The organism is Endozoicomonas acroporae (genome assembly GCF_002864045.1).
Lineage (GTDB): Bacteria > Pseudomonadota > Gammaproteobacteria > Pseudomonadales > Endozoicomonadaceae > Endozoicomonas > Endozoicomonas acroporae.
The window spans coordinates 19,468-38,196 of sequence record NZ_PJPV01000171.1; the positions used below are offsets into that span (position 1 = coordinate 19,468).

The window sequence follows — 18,729 nt, forward strand, 5'->3', positions numbered from 1 at the left end:
TTTTTTCCAGGAGTCAATCCGGTGCCCCCGCCGGGTTATCCGGATGATTTGCCAATATCTTATTCAATGTTGACTTTATGCTATTCAGTGGCCTGCTGACAAAACCATTGCCATTATCAAACATGTGTAACGTCCTCTCTTCAAAGGTATTACCTTCTATTGCTCTTGGCAGAGCATCAATGGATTTTTTGTATTCACTGATAATGCCCCGTCCTTCTTTCTCTATAGTTTCAATCAGAAAGATGAACTGCTCTATAACGTCCAAATGACCGGGGTCTACAAGGGAGTAATTAACCTCGGGACATAACCTGCCATCGATCCTCTTTTTTGAATCGTATTCAGCCAGACCAGAAGACTCATACTCTTTCTCGATCAACCGAACCGCCACATTATAATTTGTGCAGGACTTTAACAAATCAAAATTCCCTTTATTTTTTTGCATAATCGTGTGATCAGCTATTTTTCTGTGAATCTCCCGCTTTCCTGTAGTGTATTTTTCTGTTTTTATCATTTCCATCAGTCTCGATGTCAAATTGCGGAAATAAAAAACAATCCCGTGATAGCAATCTTGGGGCAGTGTTGATTTGCCTTTCTGATTTATGCTGTCAATAGATGCTTTATCACTCTCTTTAAAAGAGAGTGATTCATAGATTTCAACACTACTCATGGATTTTTTAATTTTCCCACGAAGGCATTGGTCAATGTGCCTCTCGATATTGATCAGCAGTTCCACGGCTTCACAAATACGCTCGAAGGCACTCATATTATTTTCGATCCAGAGAACAAATTTTGGACTTAATTGAGTGCTCGAACCGGAAAAAAGATTCTTGCGATGACCATCAGCATCGACCCAGGCCATCCAAAGGGCAAAGTTTTTCAACATAAAAATTTCAATATGCGTCCTTAACGATGGGTTAAACTCATATTTATTTTTATACCAGTCAGGTGCTTTATCCGGATCATAAGTAACAAGCTTACTAATTATTACCTCGGATACGGAGCCATTACATGGACGACGGATCTTTTCCGCTATCTCACGGATCACCTGACCATTGGTAAATCGATAGGTCTTCTGGTCAGATTTTAAGAGACTGCCCGTGGCTGAATTCAGAGACCTGTTGTCAGATGTCGAAGAATAGCGAGACCTTCTGTCAGTAGAGGACCTTCTTTCAAGAGTAGACGTTGTTCCTATCGAGCCTGAACCGTTAAAGGATCTGTCACTGATGCTCGTATCCGAAGTAAAATCTCCACCGCCAATGTCTTCAGCCCCATTAACTGATGACTGGTTCGTGGGTAAACTTTGAAATCTGATGTTGAAAGATTTTCTGCTATCTTCGTCGTTCAGAGAGGTGAAATTCAAGGCAGGTTGAATCTTCACGACTATCCTTCCCCTTTCCAGGGAAATTTTATTATCAGGCAGGCTACCAGTGAATGTTACCACTTCCTCTCTACGGCTAACGTCATAGGGACCCATAGATCCAGAACTTGCGGAATCAGCATTTGTTTGAGTTGATTTATGAACAGGAGTTCGTCCTGAGAGATCGACCGATTCAGTTTGATTGATGACCGCATCCATAAATGATTTGCGTCTCCTTGAGCAGCAGGAACCAACCCGGCTAATCTGTCAGGCTGACTGAATGATTTTTCAATACGGTAGTCAATGTTGACTTTATGTCCTGTAATGGCTTACTGGCAATACCATTATCAAACATATGTAACACCCTTTCCTCAAAGCTCTTACCTTTTACCGCTCTTGGCAGGGTATCAATACAGGTTTTGTAGTTACTGAGAATGGCTCTGGCTTCTTCCTCCAGGGCTTCAATCAGGACGAGTAACTGCTTTATAACATCCAGGTCTCCGGGTTCAACCTCGACGTCCAACGGTTCATCGGCCCTCCTTTCTGAATCGTATTGAGCCAAAACAGTCAGTTCATATTCTCTCTTGATCAACCTGACCGCCAAATTATAATTTACGCAGGCATTTAACAAATCGAAATTCCCTCTCTTTTTTTCCAGAATCGTATGGTCGGCTATTTTTCTGGCAATCGATGCCTCGTCTCTCTTATATTTTTTCGATTGTATCGCAAGCTCTAATTTCGAGATGAAGTTGCTGAAATAGAAAAAAATGGCAGAAGAGCAATCAGATAACAGTTGTGCATCTCCACTTCGACTTTTGCTTTTGATGGATGCTTTATTGCTTTGTTTAAAAGACAGCGTTTCATAAAGCGTAACACGATCTATGGGATTAGTTCTGCTTGACCCACGAAAGCATCGGTCAACCTGACTTTCGATACTGGTAAGCAGATTCGCAGCTTCACAAATACACTCGAAGACATTGGTATTATTTTCAAACCAGAATACAAATTTTGAACTCAAAGGATAACTCGAAAGATCAGCCGGACCTGTAAAAAGATTCATGCCTTTACCATTCGCATCACGCCAGCCCATACCATTGGCAGCGCTTTTCAAGATGAAACTTTCAACAGTAGTAATCAAAGACCTTATATGCGTGTATTTACTTTTGTACCAGGTAGGTACGGTGCTTGGATCATAAGTGATAAGCCTGTTAAATATTATCCTGGATAAAGGGGCTTTACGCCGACCCGGGACACTTATCATGTCAGCGATCTCACAAATCTTCTGGCCATGTTTGAATAGAGCGTTACTGGCAGAATTCAAAGAACTGCTGTTAGAGTCCATAGAATAGCAAGACTCTCTGCCAAGAGACGCCATTTTATCAAGAGAAGACGATGTTACTGTCAAAGCTGAACCGGGAACAAACCCTTCAGTGACGCTTGTATCCGAAGATACCGAGTCCTCCCTCATTGCTGGCAGGGCTGATTGCCTGGTAATGCTCTGAACATGAGTTGCTGAATGACTATCAATACCGGAGTCTCCAGAACTGTGAGATCCGGAAGCTGTATTCACTGGTAATGACTCACTGTTGTCCACATATGCACATTCAACATAGTAATCCCAGTCAAGGTCTTCTCTGCCACCATCTTCTGCTTCTGTCAGGTTTGTGTATGTCTGATTCACGGGTAAGCTGCGAAATCTGATGCTGAAACTTGTGCCATTGGCCTCTTCGTTCTGGGCGGTAACATTCAAAGTTGGATAAATCTTCACGACGACTCTGCCCTTTTCTACCGTAATTTTCTTATCAGGCAGACAACCGGTAAACATTACCACTTCATCAACATCTACACGACTGACGTCATAAGGCCCCAAGGATCCGGACGTTCCTGCATCAGGCTCCGTTTGAGTTGATTTATGAACAGGCGTTTGGCCAGAAAGATCGGGTGATTGAGTGTAATTGACAACCGTATCCATAATGATCTGCTTCACCTTGACTGTCAGCATTCAAGTGGATTTTTGACTGCAAAGCATAACGTCTGCCGGATAATCTGCAGAAATTCTTTGTTTATTTTTGTTAAATCGGGTTGATCAACCCGATAGCAGGAAAATTTTCCAAATCACCCGGCAGCCCCCCCGGGGCATGGCCTAAAAGTTCTTTCCGGTTGTTCTGGGATAAAGTGGGTGTCAGATTGGTAAATCCCAAAACCGCGCAACCATCAACGGGAAGTAACAGGTGAACAGCCCCCTCATTGACACAGATCAATATCTGCATACCCAAAAATAAAACACACTATGCGTATAAGCCGTAATGGATCTGATACTGTGACTAAAAAAAATACCGCCTTTAAACGATCTTCGCCGGGTGCGCTCTATTGGCTCTCCCTGTTTGCGGGGCCACTGGTCTTACTACTCACGCTGGTCATACCACCACCTTCCGGTATGGAGCAACCTGCCTGGTATATGGTGGGTGTGGCAACCATGATGGCGATCTGGTGGGTATCGGAGGTAGTGCCCATCCCTGTGACCTCATTATTGCCAATGATACTGGTGCCACTGCTGGGCATCGCCAGCATCAAGGAAGTGACGGCACCCTATGCACACCCAACCATCTATCTGTTCTTTGGCGGTTTTATGCTGGGTATGGCCATGGAGCGCTGGAATCTCCATAAACGGATTGCCCTGCACATCATGCTGAAAACCGGTGTGCGACCTGACCGCCAGATTGCCGGCTTTATGATTGCCACGGCCTTTTTGAGTATGTGGGTGTCCAATACCGCCACCAGTGTGATGATGCTGCCGATTGGTCTGTCCGTTGCCTCCATGGTAAGCGGCAATAATGAAGGTGAAAACAGTGCATTTGCCAAAGCGTTACTGCTGGCCATCGCTTACAGTGCCAGTATTGGTGGACTGGCAACCTTGATCGGTACCCCTCCCAATGCCCTGCTGGCCGCCTTCCTGTCTGAAAACTACAACATGGAAATTGGCTTTGCCCAGTGGATGATGGTGGGCCTGCCCATGAGCCTGTTGATGTTGTTGATTGCCTGGGTCTGGCTGACCCGCTTGGGTTTCAAACTGTCCACTGAAGAGAACCCTGAGGCCAGAACGGTATTTCGTGAGCAGCTGAAAGTACTGGGCCCAATGAGTCGTGGCGAAACAACGGTTGCCATTATCTTTGCCATCACCGCCATTTCCTGGATTACGAGACCTTACCTGAAGGCGTTTATTCCCGGTCTTTCTGACACCATTATTGCCATTGCCGCGACCATCAGCCTGTTCATCATTCCGGTGAAACACGATAAGCGTGTTTATGTCATGTCCTGGGAAAAGGCCCGGGAAATCCCCTGGGGTGTTCTGCTGCTGTTTGGTGGTGGTCTGACTCTGGCAGCGCAGATCAAAAATACCGGTCTGGCCGGCTGGGTGGCCGAAGCCATGACGATTGCCAACGGTCTGCCGGTGCTGCTGGTCGTTGCTTTCGTGGTGACCGTTATCACCTTCCTGACCGAACTGACCAGCAACACCGCAACGGCTGCCGGCTTCCTGCCATTGATGGGTGCCCTGGGTGTGACGCTGGGCATTGACCCGGTGATGCTGGCAGCACCGGCGGCCCTTGCCTGCAGCTTTGCCTTTATGATGCCCGTAGCGACTCCGCCAAACGCCGTGGTGTTTGGCTCAGGAAAACTGGCAATAACCGATATGATGAAGGCTGGCTTTGCCCTGAATATTATGGGTATTTTGCTGGTGACACTGGTGGGTTATTTTCTGATTGGTGCCAGCCTGGCCTGAATCGACTGTCGGATTTAACACCGACCCGCCGTTCAATTCCGACAAAATCCAATGAGGCTGTCTGGGAATAGACAGCCGCTGCTGCGGTAACAGTAAATTCCGGGCAGCCTCCAAGTGAACGGCTTTCAATCCGAGTTGTCCAATGCTTGAAGTCAGTTACTTTTTTGCAAGGAACGACAGCAATGCAAGCATCAGCCTCCCAAAGCAGTGATTCGAAAACAGCTCATGGTTTACCATTGCCCACATCAGAAGCCGCCCAGTCAAACCGTCCCAAAAGTATTGACGCTCCGTGCTGGCGTGGCTTTTCGACCAGGGTTGAGGATATCGCAGAAAATGACCGGTTTCTCAACCATGTCGTTGCGGCAACTCGCAATGAAGTGGTAGGAAACAGCCATCTTGTCACGGATTTTGGCATACATTATCCCAGCCTGAATCCAATCGATCTGGTAAGGATGACATTGCATCGCGGTTCTTTTGTTACCGGGCAAGTGAAAAAAATGAATTTGGGCTACCAGTGTTTACAGGAAATATTTCGACAAAACCATGATCTATCCAACATCAGAACTAGCGATATATATTTCAAGTTCTCTTCAAAAAACGGTTTTGGTGATTGTGGCCCCCAAGTTTATCAGTGCCGGAAAAACTTGTTAAAAGCAGGTGTTCCCGCTGATATTATCTGGGTGCTGCAATTTGCTAACAGACGCAACAGCGATACTCCACATGATGGACATTGTATGCTGCTAATTGCCGATAACCAGTCTATGGAGCGGTTGTTTGATCAAATGAATATCGTTACCGCTAAATACGGTGTTGAATATAAAAATCGACCTGGAATTGCCATGGATGTTGCGGATTTTTTTTTCTTGTTACAGGAAAAACTACCAAATTTGATTTTTGTCGATCCTTTTAATGATCGGATCATTCCGGGTAATGGGTTAAATACAACCCCTGTAGAAATTTTTCTCAACTTTGGGTTACGCGGAAACTACTCTGTTTCTTTTACAGGGAGTAATGATTACCTCCCGATTTCAGATGATGAGCTTGAATTTTTTGAGCAGAAAATCAAGGGTGATAAGGAAGCGGTAAAAGCTATGCAGGATATTAAAATGGTAGTACATAATATTAAGTTAATCGGTTTAATCGACGCCTCAGAGATTGCTTTACGACTTAAACAAAAGATAACCGTTAGTATCGGCAAGTCAGAATTTGGCCTCGCTTTTCGTCAATGCGCTTATTATAAAGCCAACAGCGTATTCGATTACTTGTATGATCATGCAGGCGAGCTGGATTTTGATCTTAATTCATCCGGAAATTCTGGCAATACTGCACTGGATTACGCCAAAAAAGCGGGTAATTCCCATGTCATAGCCCGGCTAGGAGGCTGACCGAGAATAGCGCCCGTAGCGAGGATGGCAGAAAATTGAGGATAAAAAGTCGAAAATTTTTAGTGAATAGTGGTTCTATTTGCTAAAAATTTTCGACTTTTTAGACCAATTTGCTGCCACCGCAGTAGGGCAGTCTATTCTCGGTCAGCCTCCTAGAAGCATTAAAAACTGCCTGTTCCGGATCAACCTGAATCAAATTCACCATCCGGAATTCTTGCATTCAGTCGTCTTTCTTCTTCGCCCTTGGGTGAGCCTTATCATACACCGTGGCCAGATGCTGAAAATCCAGATGGGTATAGATTTGTGTGGTGGAGATATCGCTGTGCCCCAGCAGTTCCTGAATTGAGCGCAGGTCACCGCTGGATTCCAGCAGGTGGCTGGCAAACGAGTGCCTCAGCATGTGGGGATGAACCCCCACCGGCATGCCCGCTTCCCGGGCAAATTCCCTGATACGGTTCTGAATCTGTCGGGTACTGATGCGCCTGCCCAACTTTGACAGAAACAGGGCGCTACCACTCTCACCCCGAACCAACTGTTCCCGAAAAGTGAGCCAGTGTTGAATTGCCTGCCGGGCTTTGCTGCCCACCGGGATCATCCGCTCTTTGCTGCGTTTCCCAAGCACTTTCACTTGGGAAAACCCATTGGAAAAGCTGTCCAGGTTCAGTGCCGCCAGCTCGGCCAGACGCAAACCTGACGAGTAGAAGAGCTCCAGGATGGCCAGATCGCGGCACTTCAGCGGATCACCCTCCGCCTGACCATGGGGGTCATCCAACAGATGATTGACCTGGTCGGCATCCAGCGTCACCGGCAGCGGTCGGCCGGTTTTCGGTGCCCGGAGCCGTTGCGCCGGGTTATTGGTTACTTCACCCCGGGTTAACAGGTAGTGATAAAAACGACGAAGTGATGAGATCAGCCGCTGCAGGCTGCGACTGGATAACCCCTCTTCGTGCCAGAGTCCCAGCCATTGCTTTAACTGCTTCTCGCTAATCGTTGCCCACCCCTGAATATCACTGGCGGTAGCCTGCTGCATCACACGGGCAAGATCACGCTGATAGGCCGACAGCGTATGGGGTGAGTGCTGCTTTTCATAGCGGAGGTAATCCAGAAAAGCCGCTATTGATGGCTGCAGGCTGTTATTAACCGGAGAATCGGAAGAAGAGTGACTCATGAATGCAGCTGTCGAGCCAGAATTCGACTCAGGATATCGCCCAGGTAACTGATAAACAGGGTGCCCATGCTGGCCTTGAAATGGTGTTTATCCTGACTGCCCAGCGCCAGAACCCCAAGCTGCTGCGGTTCACTGAGGGCATAGTTCAGGGGGGCAATGGCCACCGAGCCAACATGCTCGGCCTGCTCCTGAAACAGGAAGTCCAGCTCTGCCTGAGTCACCTGGCCACAAATGGCTTTGCCACTGGTCATGATGGAACCCAGGGCTTCCACCACCACGTCGGTATGTTCAATCCTGACGGGCAGGTTCATCGGTTGGTCACTGAACAGAATCAGCGAATGGAATTCAATACCAAACTCATGGTTAAGGCTGTCACCGATTACTTCCACCAGCTGCTCCAGATCCCTGCTCTCCAGCAGGGCCAATACCAGCAGCCGCATACGCTCAAACAGCTTTTCATTGGCTTTCGCATTGTCCGCCAGACGGACCAGCTGATGTCGGTAATCCAGCGCCCGTTCCCGCAACAATGCGACCTGACGCTCAACCAGCGAGATCGCATCCCCGCGCTGATGGGGCAGGGTCAGATCCAGCAGCAGATCGTCACGGCCCACAAAAAAATCAGGATGCTCTTTCAGAAAGTTGGCAACCTGCCTGGGTTTCAGAGCTTTCGGCTGATCAGGCGTTTCCTGCTGTCCTTTGTCTCCTGCGTCTACTTCAACGATCTGTTCGGTCATTGTCTCTGGCCCTTAGGAACTGTCCTGAAATAACTTCCACATTTTCGATGTTATACCAGTAAAGAAAAAACCTTGCCACGGAGCCACAGAGGAACAGAGGCACAGAGAAAAGAAAAAATCTTTTCCTCCGTGTCTCCGTGCCTCCGTGGCAAAAAAAGGCAGTTATTCAGGTACAATTCCTTAGTAGATTTATAGCCGGGTGTATCCTTCATAAACCCGGGTTGCTGCGCCTGTCATCATAACCGGACTGCCCTCTCCCGGCCAATAAATAGACAGGCTACCCCCGGGCAAGTTCACTTTAACGGTATCGCCCAGCAAACCTTGCAGGCGTCCTGCCACCACAGCGGCACAGGCACCGGTGCCACAGGCGAGGGTTTCACCAACGCCGCGCTCAAATACCCGCAGGTTAATTTCATCGGTACTGAGGACCTGCATAAATCCGGCGTTACATTTTCTGGGGAAATCCGGATGGGCTTCAATCATCGGCCCCCAGGTGTCCACGGGAGCCCTGTGCACATCAGCCACCCGATAAACGCAGTGGGGATTGCCCATGGACACGGCAGAAACCTCGATAACCTGGCCATCAACCATCATGGGATAGGTCACTGAACGCTGCTGCGCATTAAACGGCACCTGTTCAGGGTCCAGCCTCGGCATCCCCATATCCACGCAAACCTCGCCATTGCTCTGAATCGTCAGCTCAATGTTGCCCCCGGCGGTTTGTACCCGGATCCGGTCTCTGCCGATCAGCTTTTTGTCCCGGACAAAACGGGCGAAACAACGGGCCCCATTGCCACACTGCTCCACTTCACTGCCATCGGCATTAAAGATGCGGTAGCGAAAATCCATATCAGGATTGGTCGGGGGTTCAACCAGCAGCAGCTGGTCAAAGCCGATCCCAAACCGCCGGTCCGCCAGGCGGCGGATTTTTTCCGGCGGCAGGCGCAGATTCTGGGACACCATATCGACCACCATAAAGTCGTTACCCAGCCCATGCATCTTGGTGAAATGTAGCAACATATAGTTCATTCTTTCCTGATACTTTACGACGGCAGCAGGCTTTCTGAGGCAAACTGCTCGGCAACGGTTTCCCGGCGACGGATCACATAAGATTGAGTACCATCAACCATGATTTCTGCGGCTCGATTGCGGGTATTGTAGTTGGAGCTCATAACAAAACCGTAGGCACCCGCCGAATACACCGCCAACAGATCGCCTTCCCGGACGGCCAGATTCCGTGCCTTGCCCAGGAAGTCGCCACTTTCACAAACAGGCCCGACAATATCATACACCTGACTATCCACATCAGCGTGCTGCACCGTATTGACAATGGTATGCCAGGCACTGTAGATGGACGGTCTCAACAGGTCATTCATGGCTCCATCCACAATGGCAAAATGCTTCTGCTCAGTCGCCTTGATCAACTCAACGCGGGTCAGCAGGATACCCGCCTGGGCGGCAATGGACCGACCCGGTTCCACCACCAGCATCACATCGCCATAGCCTCGCTCAACAAGGCGCTGTTTGACCGACACCAGATAATCGGCAGGTGAGGGAATCGTCTCATCCTGATACTGAACCCCCAGGCCACCGCCAATATCCAGATGCTGCAAATGAATCCCCTGCGCCTGCAACTGATCCATTAACAGCAGCAGACGATCCAGCGCATCCAGGAAAGGCTCGGTGGTGGTCAGCTGGGAACCAATATGGCAATCAACACCCACCACCTCAATATGGCTCAATTCAGCAGCCCGGGCATAAACCGCAGGAGCCCGGTTAATATCAATGCCGAACTTATTATCTTTCAGGCCAGTGGAGATATAGGGGTGAGTCCGGGCATCCACATCCGGGTTGACCCGCAGGGAGATGCGGGCCACTTTAGCCATTGCCAGCGCTTCTTCCTGAATATGCTCCAGCTCCTGTTCTGATTCAATATTGAAGCAGTGGACACCCACTTCCAGCGCCCGGCGAATTTCATGACGCTGCTTGGCCACCCCGGAAAACACCACCCTGGCGGGATCACCGCCTGCCGCGAGCACCCGTTCCAGCTCCCCGACCGAGACAATATCAAAGCCAGCCCCCAACCGGGCGAGAACATTCAGCACCGCCAGGTTGCTGTTCGCTTTTACCGCATAACAAATCAAATGGGGGCTGTCAGCCATGGCCTGATAATAGGCCTGATAGCTGGCTTCCAGGGCTCGTCTGGAGTAGACATATAAAGGCGTACCATACTGGCGGGCCAGCTGTTGCACCGGAATCTCTTCGGCAAACAACTCGCCATCGGCCGCTGGTTCAGCGGGCTGAAACGTAAACCACTCCATAAGGTGACTGTTCCCCATTTCACTTATTTATTGATGTAATTAGCCAGAACTGCTCTTTATTCAACGACTGTTTCTGCCAGAACAGCCGACGCATCGGCCAGTGATGATGCTGGTTGATAAAGGTCACCTTTCTGACCACAGCCTGTGAGCAGCAACACGAAAAACGCAGCAGCGGCCAGAGCGGAAGTTTTCAGCCGATGGTCAGCAGTGAACAATCTCATAATCTGATCCTTAATTCTGAATAGGCCACAGTATAACTGTCTAATTAGCGATGGCTCTAGCCCGAATATTTCATAATTGAGATGACTCTGCATGCGGTGGCAGCACTTTCTTTTCATGCAAGGCTCTATCAGCAACGCCGGAAGCAGGCTAAAATTCCCCCCATTCAGATTAAATTGCACCGAGACAGGAATGAAAGAGCGTCAATATAATGAACTTCTGGATGGCCTGATGCTGGCCATCGAAGACGCCATAGACGATGCCGGACTGGACATTGACTATGAAACATCAGCAGGCATTCTCACGTTAACCTGTGAAGACAACAGCAAAATTATTCTCAGCCGCCAGACCCCGCTGCTACAGCTATGGATGGCCGCCCGCAGTGGTGGATTCCATTTTGACTACGATGAGGAGCAGGGGGACTGGCTGCTCGATGGCCGGGGAGACACCTTTCTCGCGGTGCTCAACCGCTGCCTTACCGAACAAACAGGCGACGCTGTTCAGCTATCTATTTAGTTAATGTCGCTTCCTATTACCCGCAAAATTACAAGTCGCCCGTCTTTTTCGGGCAGCGGGCAGCACTGAAACTTCATATTTATTGTCAAAATTCCCATGGCACGACATTCATGGCCTATACTCCAGCCGGTTTGTGACAGTCTCCTCTGGTATTGGTTCTTTACCATCAGGACAAGATTAGAGAACCGGAACCATCATCATCTGCTCTTCTGTCTTATTAAACTCAATACCCCAGGCTGTCACCCACTCCCAGTCAATATCATCCTGATAGGCTCTGGGACGGATCAATACAATAAATAAAAGCCTTCTGCTTCACTGGGTGATGACTCAGAAGCTGCGATAGAGGGTTGCAGGAGATTGCTGGAGACAACACTGAAGCTCTTAAAAAAACATCAGTAGCATCGGGAGATCATCACTATGAGTAACCTGTACAAAACGGACTTTTATCAGTGGACCCGTCAGCAAATTGATTTACTGAAAAAAAACAAGTTTCGGGCTCTGGACCTGGAGAACCTGATTGAGGAGGTAGACGACCTTGGCCAGGAAAAGGTCAACACGCTGGAAAATCATCTGACCCGGATCCTGGTGCTTCTGCTCAAATGGCATATTCGCACCTTCAAAGAAGACCTGCATGCCTTGAATCGCTGGTACCGCAGCTGGTTTATGGTGATTGATTACAGCCTGGCAAAAGAACGGGCGATAGTTAAACGACTGTTGATGAAAAACCCCAGCTTGTATGGACTGTTGGATGAAAGCCTGCTGGAATGTTATCCCGTTGCCTGCCGGGATGCTTCCCGGGAGCTGGAAATACCGGAGGATGAGTTCCCGGATACCAATCCGTGGTCCATGGAACAGATTATGACGGATGGGTTCCCGCCGGGGCCGGAGTAGGTTTTGAAACCATGATGAACACCAGGGTTCACCCCATTGTGTCACTATGGCGGTCCAGTAATTATGCTGCCACCGTCAACTTAACGCCCAGTGCTTTTAAAAGACGGTGGACGGTATCCCACTTTGGCTGCACCTTGCCATTAAATGTCTTATACAGGCTTTCCCGATTTAATCCGGTTTGCCTGGCCATTTCTGCAACTCCTTTATGCTTGACTACATCGCCAAGGGCAATAATAAAGACTTGTGGATCTTCATCAAGATAGGCTTTGGTGAGATAGTCCGCAATCTCATCATCTTGCAACATCGCAACAGGATTGAAAGGTTTCAGTTTCAGACTCATCACTCAATCCTCCAATTGATCCAATAGTGATTTCGCTTTTTTAATGTCTCTACTTTGGCTGGATTTATCGCCACCACACAGAAGAATAACCAGCTGGCGGTTACGGATCGTGAAATATAAACGATAACCTTTGCCAATAAACACCCGCATCTCACTGATACCACCACCAATCATCCTGGTGTCGCCCAAATTCCCAGCCCTGGCTCTGGTAATACGCAGGGCAATAGCTTTAGCTGCGGTACGGTCTTTAAGCTGGCGATACCAGTCATCGAATATTTCTGTGGACACGACATTATATTTCATTTCTACAAAGTAGCTTACAGGCTACATCATGGCAAGTAACCAGGTTGTCCAGAATTTTCATATGGTGATTGATTTCAGCCTGAAAAAAGAACGGGCAATAGTTAAGCGACTGTTGATGAAAAAAACCAGCTTGTATGGACTGTTGGATGAAAGCCTGCTGGAATGTTATCCCATTGCCTGTCGGGATGCTTCCCGGGAGCTGGAAATACCGGAGGATGAGTTTCCGGATACTAATCCGTGGACCATGGAGCAGATTATGACGGATGGGTATCCGTCGGGGCCGGAGTAGGTTTTGAAAACATGATGAACACCTGGGTTAGCCCGCCAACCTCGCTCCAGACTTGTCGGGCAGGACCAGATCAGTGCTGCCTGAGCCGGTCAACAATCCACGTTTTAATCAGCGCCTGACGGCTGATACCGATTGCGCTGGCTTCTTTATCCAGTTCATTCACGACCCATGCAGGGAAGTCAATGTTAACCCTTTTGGCGGCAAGGTTGGGCCGTTGAGGATGGTCGGTGTCGAAGAATTCCAGTACGTCTTCGCCATCGTCGAATTTTTTATCAATATCACTGGCTTTCATAAAGGTTCACCTCATTTTTTCTGGATCGGCGTACTGAGATAATTCTGAGACAGTCTCCCCGTTGTGTCGCTATGGCGGTCCAGTGTTTAGTTGTTATTTGACCAATAAAGAGTAATCGTTCCTCATCGGTCTTTACCTTCGATTGCAGGCAGATCAGTCTATCATCCTCCCATAAGGTGGCTGCCTGCACAAAGTCGATGCCATGCTTATCCTTGTTGGCAAGACTTTTTTCTTCATCGTATTCAAATTGGGTATTACCCATTTTTAATACCATATTAGTGTATAAAAAGGATAAATATAACTTATTAATCTCAATTAACAAGCCAGTACATGGTTTCAATGAGTTTGACGGGTTGTCGTGCCTCCGCACTTCGTTCGTCCTGAGTCTGTCGAAGGACCCATAGGGCCTAAAGGCGGAAACTCCGGACTCTGATAGATCGTGCCAGGCACCCTTCGACTCCGCTCAGGGTGAACGGAGATTTTACACATCAAATTCATTGAAATGAGTTACCAGAGTAGCGTCTTCGGATAGGCTCGGTAGCGTTACCACAGAGGATCGAGGTACTGTGCGTGACGGTTGGTTCCGGTTTCAGCTCTTATGGGAACCGATCTACGTCAAAACGCAAAAAACCCGCCGGAGCGGGTTTTTTGTTGCCGGAAAGTCCAGCGAAGGCATTGCTGCTAAGCAACCACTTCGGTATTAGAAGTAGTAGCGAGCTTGCAGGATCAGCTTGTCGTCAACGTCAACATTAGCAACTTTGGTCTTCTCGAACTGGTAAGTAGCAGACAGCTGAACTGGACCTTGAGTGTAGATTACTTCTACAGGCATGTACTTCAGTTCGCTGTTTCCAGCGTTGTTGCTCTTGTCTTTCAGTTGGTTGTAACCACCACCCAGTTTGAACATTTCGTTCAGCTGATAGCTGCCATAGAGTTCAATACCTTTAGCCTTTTCAACAGCACCCAGTGTACCGTCTGCCAGGTTCTTCAGATCTGCATAAGTGAAAGCAGCGTAAATCTTGTCTGCTTCAAGCTTGGCACCAACAATAGCAGATTTAGATTTGTCTTTAGATCCTGCTACAGAAGTATCTTTAACTTCAGCCTGGTTGTATGCAGCTCCGATACTCAGCCCCATTGGCAGGTTGTAGCTGCCAGCTACACTGTAAGAACCATCACGTACCATAGTGGACGGGATAACAATACCACTAACCTTGGTTGAAAGTTTTCTTTCACCCAGCTGAACCTGTGCAGAGATATTCAGCCCCATGATACTGTGGTTATACTGCAGGGCGTCGTCAGCACGGGCAGTACCCAGCTCATCACCAAAACTGGTGTATGTGCCGGAAGCTTCACCACCGGTGGTAGCAAACATGTCAGTCCAGCCAGAAACAGTGGAGTAAGTAGACCACTGCTTACCGAAGGAGATAGAACCATACTGGTCGTTCTTGGCACCAACATAGCCCAGACGGTTGAAGAAGAAGTCGCCTTCGCCACTGTTAGTCGTGTCAAAGCCCCACTCAGCCTTGGCAAAAGCGGTAGTCGCTTCAGTCAGTTTGTGTTCGAAGGCAAAGTTGATACGGCTGCTGTCGCCAGTAGATTCGCCGTCAGTCTGGTCAACATAACGCATACCAACGTGACCACCGATGGTCACTTTGTCAGTACCGTTGTCAACAACAGTAACAGCCATAGCCTGGCCAGCCATCATGGAAGCAACAACAGCTGCAAGAATTTTCTTTTGCATGGAGCTTACTCCTGAAATTGTGTGTGATGTGTGTGCTTTTTTCTGTCGCCTTTCTTCTTATGCATAGCCCGGGGCAAAAGCTCCGCACCGATGCGGGCGACTTAATTTGGGCGTAATTATTCAAGAGTTGTTAAACCAAGGTCACATTACATAATTGAATTTGCTTATGATTTTTTTCGCTGCCGCGAGAATGAAAATCAAACAGCATTTGATAATAAATAATCAATGAAAGTGCGGAGACCTTGATGGATAAGGGATTAAAATAAATCACCAAGAAGAGAGTGAGTTAAGATGATCAAATAATCGGGTAGGTAAATGCCGAGATAATGGGTGAAATACGGCATTCCCGATTAATAGAAATTTGCATTCCGTTGATGTACATCAACGCTGAAATAATCAAAGCCAATACGCAACCAGTTATCTGTTAATGGACTGCTACCAGCCAAACAACTTCAGGTTTCTGGCCGGACGAAAGTTGGTTGAGAGAACAGCATGTTGATTCGGGTTGTACCTGACCTCGGCATGCAGTTTCTGGTCACGGAGCAGGGCCGGAATATTTCTCACATAGAGGTTATGGTAATACACCTCTTTCAATGTCTTGATCATTCGGTGGCTAAAGTCCCCCTGGCTGCTCCAGGCAATAATACCGGGGCTTGGTAAAAAAGCATCGGCTGCGGTCTCTCTGTCGCGACTGGCGGATACCACCATCATATAGGCAGGAATGTCCCTGTCTCTGCCTGTATCAATTTCTTCGATAATATCCGGATGCAGCGAGTTATAGACATAGCGATAGGGCAGGTCAAACATGGTGCCGGAGTGGCAGGTGTCAACGAAGATCAGCAGCCTTGTGCTGTTATGAAAGCGTTTGAAGGCATGATGCAGTTCATCATCGGAAATAACATCGCGACCACAGACCAATAGCTCATCCATATGATCTGACTCATCACCACTGGTATCCGGTCTGCGGGTACCGTGTCCGCTGAAACTGATGATTATGCGATGTGGCCGGGCTTCACTGTGGGTTTGCTCTGCCAGACGTTCAATTTCCGCGAGGACGATGGATTTTTTGAGTGGGCCAGATCGATCAGTCTGTACCTTCAGGGAGGTTGTCGGGATGCCCTTGCTGGTGGAGGCCCAGTTAAAAAAGTTCCAGGCATCATTACGGCAACCACCTAATGTTGGTACTTCCGGAATCTGATCGTAGTTTTGCCCGGTAAACAGTCCCTTGATCAGATGCATATTTTCAAACTCGAAATAGAAGTCAGTGTCCAGTGGACACTGGTTGTCATAACAAACGGTCTGATCATCAGGCAAATCTGAATTGAAAGAACAGTAGGCGTTGAGTGGCGATAGCAGTATTAATGACAGACAGATAAGCTGCGTAATCGTGCTGAAAACAGACTGCTGAATTCGGGCTATACAGAAAGTGAGCATGGTATGCCTCATGCTTGCAAGCTTGAGAAGTGATGAGTGTCGGGTAAAGATACCCGGGAGGCTGAACGAAGATAGACGCTTATTGAAATATAGTGGTAAATCGCAGAAAAAAACAACGGGTCATGCTTGCAAGCTGAACAGCTTTCCTTATAATCAGCGGCGTCTGGTGAGGGATGGAGTTCTTTCCTGATTCAGATGTTGATGGTGGGCGTAGCTCAGTTGGCAGAGCTCCGGATTGTGATTCCGGCGGTCGAGGGTTCGAGCCCCTTCGCCCACCCCATCTTCCCTCCCTTGCAAACCTTCCAATTCTTACCCCCATGATTGTTGATCCTTCAGCATCTTTATAAATATGTCGTATTTTGCCTGGTAAAAATCAGCCAGCTGCTGGTCGGGTTCTATTCGTTCGTGATAGCGACTCATGGCTCTCATGGCATCCTCAATACTGTCGTAGATACCCGCGGCCACCGCTGCGGTGATGGCTCCGGACAGCAGCATATTTTCTCTCTCTTCCGGAATGGCCGCAGGAATATTGAGTATGTTGATATGTTCAGTGAGCAGTCGTTGGTTCTTTGCCAATCCTCCGGTGGGGATCAACAGTTCAATGTGATACCCGGCTTTTGTTAACTTCTCTAACTGATAGCGTGCATCCAGGGCCAGGGCCTGAATACTGGCAAGGTACAGCACAGCAAGCGACTGATGACTTTTATCCAGGGTAAGGCCGGTAATCATTCCACGCTGTGGTTGATCCACTTCAGGCGCATCAAAGTAAGGGAGCATATGCAGGTGCGCGGTCAGTTTGCTGACACTGTCAGCGTATTCCGATCGATCGTTATCCGCCAGCTCATAGAGAATCTGATTAAGGTATTCATGAGCCCCGATCCCCAGGCTGACAGCGATATCATAGATTGAGCTGTAAGCCGGGTGTGAGGTAATGATGTGATCAATAAAGGCACCTGCCGCCGTTTGCCGGGCGTATATCAACGAGTAACCTTCCAGCACCGAAGGGTAGGGGCCATCTGCTCCATCGCAGGTCAACCTATCCCTGCTGAACGCGACGTAGTTGGATGAAGTTCCACCGATAAAACTGACTCTTGTGGTAATACAGTCCAGTGGTTGCTGGCTGTCCGGGTGATTGCTGGCCAGTATCGTGGCGAGGGCGCCGCCATAGGCATCAACGATACCTGTGGCAACCGGGGTTCCCTGTTTGAGGTTCAGTTGGTCAGCGGCACTTTGGCACAGGCCATCCCCGATGGCTGCACCAATCTCAAGGGATTCACCCTTGAATCGTCCCTCAATATCAATATTCAGTTGGGCAGCAGCATTTTTGGTAAAGGTATGACTGGTCGAATCAGGTGTTCTGGTCAAGCAGGCCGTTAGCTTCCAGGTGACATAATCATAGAGGTCGAGGATGCAGGTGGCGGCTTGCCAGGTTTCCGGCGCACACTGGAAGAGCCAGAGTAATTTACAGCAGTTACTCCTGGCGTTGATGCCAGGACCCGCATGGCCAAATAGTCCCGGGTGCTCTCTGGCGATAGTGGCAGCCTGTTGACTGGCGCGGCTGTCCATCCAGCCAAAAGTGTCAGCACGATTGCTCCCGGGCAGGTGAACAGGTTGCATCCGCTGGTCCAGCAGAACCAGGGAGTAGGTGGTATCAATACCGATCCCGATAATATCCTCCTGATTCAGCGGGTGTTCAGCGATTAATCGGTTAACGCCGGTGACCAGGGCCTCCCAGATATTCCCGGAACAGAACTCCATGGTACTGGCTGTTTTCCAGATCAGAAGTGGCTCTTCATTATGGGCAAGGACATGCCCTTCCGGGGAAACAAAAGCGCTGCGCAAACTGTGGGTGCCAACATCGATACTGAGCAAAACAGGCCGCATCTGTGATAATGTCCTTGAAACAGTGTTTCGGGTAAGAATAGCTCCGTTCCTGCATTTGGACAGGGGTGTTTTAAGGT

The 18,729-nt window shown here is 48.6% G+C and carries 19 protein-coding genes and 1 tRNA gene; 6 read left to right on the plus strand and 14 right to left on the minus strand.

Annotation, left to right across the window (positions count from 1 at the left end; all coding sequences use genetic code 11):
- Window positions 1-13 precede the first annotated feature (13 nt).
- Both CX664_RS22595 and CX664_RS22600 read right to left on the minus strand, forming a co-directional pair.
- Entirely contained in the window at window positions 14-1,576 is a 1,563-nt protein-coding gene (locus CX664_RS22595; RefSeq protein WP_101748912.1) for a hypothetical protein, read from the minus strand.
- A gap of 40 nt (window positions 1,577-1,616) precedes the next feature.
- Window positions 1,617-2,951, minus strand: a complete 1,335-nt coding sequence (locus CX664_RS22600; protein WP_146000234.1) for a hypothetical protein — start codon at window positions 2,949-2,951, stop codon at window positions 1,617-1,619.
- A gap of 726 nt (window positions 2,952-3,677) precedes the next feature.
- On the opposite strand from CX664_RS22600, the gene CX664_RS22610 reads away from it, so the two are divergent.
- On the plus strand, window positions 3,678-5,138 hold the full coding sequence (locus CX664_RS22610; protein ID WP_101748949.1) for a DASS family sodium-coupled anion symporter: 1,461 nt from the start codon (window positions 3,678-3,680) through the stop codon (window positions 5,136-5,138).
- A gap of 182 nt (window positions 5,139-5,320) precedes the next feature.
- The gene (locus CX664_RS22615) at window positions 5,321-6,523 is read left to right on the plus strand and encodes a hypothetical protein (RefSeq protein WP_101748915.1); all 1,203 of its coding nucleotides are present in this window, start codon (window positions 5,321-5,323) and stop codon (window positions 6,521-6,523) included.
- Window positions 6,524-6,743: 220 nt separating this feature from the next.
- Here CX664_RS22615 and xerC read toward each other — a convergent pair whose 3' ends face one another.
- The 5 genes from xerC to lptM form a co-directional block, all read right to left on the minus strand.
- Window positions 6,744-7,691, minus strand: coding sequence for a tyrosine recombinase XerC (gene xerC / locus CX664_RS22620; RefSeq protein ID WP_101748916.1), 948 nt, complete (start codon window positions 7,689-7,691; stop codon window positions 6,744-6,746).
- Window positions 7,688-8,425 carry a DUF484 family protein gene (locus tag CX664_RS22625; RefSeq protein WP_101748917.1) on the minus strand — a complete coding sequence of 246 codons (738 nt, stop codon included), beginning with the start codon at window positions 8,423-8,425 and terminating at the stop codon, window positions 7,688-7,690. The genes xerC and CX664_RS22625 overlap by 4 nt, the downstream gene beginning before the upstream one ends.
- A 189-nt stretch (window positions 8,426-8,614) precedes the next feature.
- Window positions 8,615-9,445: a diaminopimelate epimerase gene (gene dapF, locus CX664_RS22630; protein WP_101748950.1), complete on the minus strand. Its 831-nt coding sequence runs from the start codon at window positions 9,443-9,445 to the stop codon at window positions 8,615-8,617.
- A 23-nt stretch (window positions 9,446-9,468) separates the two neighbouring features.
- Window positions 9,469-10,746: a diaminopimelate decarboxylase gene (gene lysA / locus CX664_RS22635; protein ID WP_101748951.1), complete on the minus strand. Its 1,278-nt coding sequence runs from the start codon at window positions 10,744-10,746 to the stop codon at window positions 9,469-9,471.
- Between the two features lie 56 nt (window positions 10,747-10,802).
- Window positions 10,803-10,967 carry an LPS translocon maturation chaperone LptM gene (lptM, locus tag CX664_RS26665; protein ID WP_163370766.1) on the minus strand — a complete coding sequence of 55 codons (165 nt, stop codon included), beginning with the start codon at window positions 10,965-10,967 and terminating at the stop codon, window positions 10,803-10,805.
- Between the two features lie 190 nt (window positions 10,968-11,157).
- Between lptM and cyaY the strand changes: the two genes are divergently transcribed.
- Both cyaY and CX664_RS22650 read left to right on the plus strand, forming a co-directional pair.
- Window positions 11,158-11,481 (plus strand): iron donor protein CyaY, encoded by a 324-nt coding sequence (cyaY, locus tag CX664_RS22645; RefSeq protein WP_101748919.1) that lies wholly within the window; start codon window positions 11,158-11,160, stop codon window positions 11,479-11,481.
- A 417-nt stretch (window positions 11,482-11,898) separates the two neighbouring features.
- Window positions 11,899-12,372, plus strand: a complete 474-nt coding sequence (locus tag CX664_RS22650; RefSeq protein WP_101748920.1) for a DUF29 domain-containing protein — start codon at window positions 11,899-11,901, stop codon at window positions 12,370-12,372.
- A 61-nt stretch (window positions 12,373-12,433) separates the two neighbouring features.
- Here CX664_RS22650 and CX664_RS22655 read toward each other — a convergent pair whose 3' ends face one another.
- Window positions 12,434-12,712: an addiction module antidote protein gene (locus CX664_RS22655; RefSeq protein ID WP_206679265.1), complete on the minus strand. Its 279-nt coding sequence runs from the start codon at window positions 12,710-12,712 to the stop codon at window positions 12,434-12,436.
- 3 nt (window positions 12,713-12,715) lie between these two features.
- Complete coding sequence (locus tag CX664_RS22660) at window positions 12,716-13,015, minus strand: type II toxin-antitoxin system RelE/ParE family toxin (RefSeq protein ID WP_101748921.1); 300 nt, start codon at window positions 13,013-13,015, stop codon at window positions 12,716-12,718.
- A gap of 28 nt (window positions 13,016-13,043) precedes the next feature.
- Here CX664_RS22660 and CX664_RS22665 point away from each other — a divergent pair, with 28 nt between their 5' ends.
- Window positions 13,044-13,304, plus strand: a complete 261-nt coding sequence (locus tag CX664_RS22665; protein WP_101748922.1) for a DUF29 family protein — start codon at window positions 13,044-13,046, stop codon at window positions 13,302-13,304.
- A 70-nt stretch (window positions 13,305-13,374) separates the two neighbouring features.
- On the opposite strand, the gene brnA is transcribed toward CX664_RS22665, so the two are convergent.
- The 4 genes from brnA to CX664_RS22685 all read right to left on the minus strand — a co-directional run bounded on the left by brnA (window position 13,375) and on the right by CX664_RS22685 (window position 16,768).
- On the minus strand, window positions 13,375-13,596 hold the full coding sequence (gene brnA, locus CX664_RS22670; RefSeq protein ID WP_101748923.1) for a type II toxin-antitoxin system BrnA family antitoxin: 222 nt from the start codon (window positions 13,594-13,596) through the stop codon (window positions 13,375-13,377).
- On the minus strand, window positions 13,583-13,858 hold the full coding sequence (locus CX664_RS22675) for a BrnT family toxin (RefSeq protein WP_101748924.1): 276 nt from the start codon (window positions 13,856-13,858) through the stop codon (window positions 13,583-13,585). The genes brnA and CX664_RS22675 overlap by 14 nt, the downstream gene beginning before the upstream one ends.
- Window positions 13,859-14,296: 438 nt before the next feature.
- A complete protein-coding gene (locus tag CX664_RS22680) occupies window positions 14,297-15,334 on the minus strand; it encodes a porin (protein ID WP_101748925.1) in 1,038 nt (345 codons plus the stop codon).
- 435 nt (window positions 15,335-15,769) lie between these two features.
- Window positions 15,770-16,768, minus strand: a complete 999-nt coding sequence (locus tag CX664_RS22685; RefSeq protein ID WP_163370763.1) for a caspase family protein — start codon at window positions 16,766-16,768, stop codon at window positions 15,770-15,772.
- Window positions 16,769-16,972: 204 nt separating this feature from the next.
- Here CX664_RS22685 and CX664_RS22690 point away from each other — a divergent pair.
- A tRNA-His gene (locus CX664_RS22690) sits at window positions 16,973-17,048 on the plus strand.
- Between the two features lie 29 nt (window positions 17,049-17,077).
- Here CX664_RS22690 and CX664_RS22695 read toward each other — a convergent pair.
- A complete protein-coding gene (locus tag CX664_RS22695; protein ID WP_163370762.1) occupies window positions 17,078-18,652 on the minus strand; it encodes an FGGY-family carbohydrate kinase in 1,575 nt (524 codons plus the stop codon).
- Between the last annotated feature and the right edge of the window lie 77 nt (window positions 18,653-18,729).

Coding starts and splice junctions, on each gene's coding strand:
- CX664_RS22695 (WP_163370762.1), bottom strand. CDS start 18,652: ATGCGGCCTGTTTTGCTCAGTATCGATGTTGGCACCCACAGTTTGCGC.
- CX664_RS22615 (WP_101748915.1), top strand. CDS start 5,321: ATGCAAGCATCAGCCTCCCAAAGCAGTGATTCGAAAACAGCTCATGGT.
- CX664_RS22655 (WP_206679265.1), bottom strand. CDS start 12,712: ATGAGTCTGAAACTGAAACCTTTCAATCCTGTTGCGATGTTGCAAGAT.
- CX664_RS22625 (WP_101748917.1), bottom strand. CDS start 8,425: ATGACCGAACAGATCGTTGAAGTAGACGCAGGAGACAAAGGACAGCAG.
- CX664_RS22650 (WP_101748920.1), top strand. CDS start 11,899: ATGAGTAACCTGTACAAAACGGACTTTTATCAGTGGACCCGTCAGCAA.
- lysA (WP_101748951.1), bottom strand. CDS start 10,746: ATGGAGTGGTTTACGTTTCAGCCCGCTGAACCAGCGGCCGATGGCGAG.
- CX664_RS22680 (WP_101748925.1), bottom strand. CDS start 15,334: ATGCAAAAGAAAATTCTTGCAGCTGTTGTTGCTTCCATGATGGCTGGC.
- xerC (WP_101748916.1), bottom strand. CDS start 7,691: ATGAGTCACTCTTCTTCCGATTCTCCGGTTAATAACAGCCTGCAGCCA.
- CX664_RS22595 (WP_101748912.1), bottom strand. CDS start 1,576: ATGGATGCGGTCATCAATCAAACTGAATCGGTCGATCTCTCAGGACGA.
- CX664_RS22665 (WP_101748922.1), top strand. CDS start 13,044: ATGGCAAGTAACCAGGTTGTCCAGAATTTTCATATGGTGATTGATTTC.
- CX664_RS22660 (WP_101748921.1), bottom strand. CDS start 13,015: ATGAAATATAATGTCGTGTCCACAGAAATATTCGATGACTGGTATCGC.
- cyaY (WP_101748919.1), top strand. CDS start 11,158: ATGAAAGAGCGTCAATATAATGAACTTCTGGATGGCCTGATGCTGGCC.
- dapF (WP_101748950.1), bottom strand. CDS start 9,445: ATGTTGCTACATTTCACCAAGATGCATGGGCTGGGTAACGACTTTATG.
- CX664_RS22685 (WP_163370763.1), bottom strand. CDS start 16,768: ATGCTCACTTTCTGTATAGCCCGAATTCAGCAGTCTGTTTTCAGCACG.
- CX664_RS22675 (WP_101748924.1), bottom strand. CDS start 13,858: ATGGGTAATACCCAATTTGAATACGATGAAGAAAAAAGTCTTGCCAAC.
- lptM (WP_163370766.1), bottom strand. CDS start 10,967: ATGAGATTGTTCACTGCTGACCATCGGCTGAAAACTTCCGCTCTGGCC.
- brnA (WP_101748923.1), bottom strand. CDS start 13,596: ATGAAAGCCAGTGATATTGATAAAAAATTCGACGATGGCGAAGACGTA.